The 1450-nt window shown below is 70.4% G+C and carries 2 protein-coding genes; both read left to right on the top strand.

The window, feature by feature from the left end; all coding sequences use genetic code 11:
• Window positions 1-127: LAETG motif-containing sortase-dependent surface protein (locus ACFVU9_RS45465; protein ID WP_387603981.1), on the top strand; the 127-nt coding region annotated here is incomplete at its 5' end.
• A 176-nt stretch (window positions 128-303) separates the two neighbouring features.
• Entirely contained in the window at window positions 304-1326 is a 1023-nt protein-coding gene (glnII, locus tag ACFVU9_RS45460; RefSeq protein WP_380506308.1) for a glutamine synthetase GlnII, read from the top strand.
• Window positions 1327-1450: the final 124 nt, after the last annotated feature.

Raw genomic sequence — 1450 nt, 5'->3', positions numbered from 1 at the left:
GGCCGAGACCGGTGGCAGCAGCGCCACCGGCCCGCTCGCCGCCGGGGCCGCGGCGCTCGTGGCGGGCGGAGCCGCCGCCCTCTGGGCCACCCGGCGCCGCCGCGCCGCGCACGCCCGTCACCACTGACGGACCGCCCCGGGGCACGGGAGGAAGCGGGAGTGTCACCCCCGGCACTCCCGCACCGTGACCGTGTCAACGCGGACGGTTGGTTCACATGCGCGTTACATGAGAGGAACAACCGGGAAACGGCGGCTTGCGACGCTACGCGGGCACCCACCACCCAGCAATGCGAGGGACCAGCCGTGGCAATCAAGGCCGAGTACATCTGGATCGACGGCACCAAGCCGACCGCGAAGCTCCGTTCCAAGACTCGCGTCCTGCCCAACGCCGACAAGATCCCGACCTGGGGCTTCGACGGCTCGTCGACCAACCAGGCCGAGGGCCACGCGTCCGACCGCGTGCTGGAGCCGGTGAAGGTCGTCAAGGACCCGATCCGCGGTGGTGACAACATCCTGGTCCTGTGCGAGGTCCTGGAGACCAACGGTGCGGCGCACGAGTCCAACACCCGTGCCCTGCTGCGCGAGGTCGCCGAGAAGTACTCCGCGCAGGAGTCGATCTTCGGCATCGAGCAGGAGTACACCTTCTTCAAGGGCTCCCGCCCGCTCGGCTTCCCGGAGGGCGGCTACCCGGCCCCGCAGGGCGGCTACTACTGCGGTGTCGGCGCCGAGGAGGTCTTCGGCCGCGAGATCGTCGAGCTGCACCTGGACCGCTGCATGGACGCCGGTCTGGCGATCTGCGGCATCAACGCCGAGGTCATGCCCGGCCAGTGGGAGTTCCAGATCGGCCCGGTCGACGCCCTGACCGTCTCGGACGACCTGTGGATCGCCCGCTACCTGCTGTACCGCACCGCCGAGGAGTTCGGCATCGACGCCACCCTGGACGCCAAGCCGGCCCGTGGCGACTGGAACGGCGCGGGCGCCCACACCAACTTCTCCACCAAGGCGATGCGCGAGGGCTACGACGCCATCATCACCGCCTGCGAGTCGCTCGGCACCTCCCAGGAGAAGGTGCTGGAGCACGTCACCCAGTACGGCGCCGACATCGAGTCCCGCCTGACCGGCAAGCACGAGACCGCCCCGTGGAACGTCTACAGCTACGGCGTCTCCAACCGCGGTGCCTCCGTCCGCATCCCGTGGCAGGTCGAGGTGGAGCAGAAGGGCTACATCGAGGACCGCCGCCCGAACGCGAACGTCGACCCCTACGTCGTCACCCGCCTGCTGATCAACACCTGCTGCGAGGCCCTGGAGAAGGCCGGCCAGGTCTGATCCGCCGCACCGCGCACGTACGGCCGCAGGCCCTTCCCCGCCACGGGGAAGGGCCGGCGGCCGTTTTCGGTGGCGACCGGGCGGGGGTGCGACCACGGTGCACATATGGTTGGGCGCGCCGGAG

Origin of the sequence: Kitasatospora sp. NPDC057936, assembly GCF_042887525.1 — a bacterium.
GTDB lineage: Bacteria > Actinomycetota > Actinomycetes > Streptomycetales > Streptomycetaceae > Kitasatospora.
The sequence above is the reverse complement of the archived record's forward strand: the minus strand, read 5'-3'. Positions and strand labels throughout refer to the sequence as shown.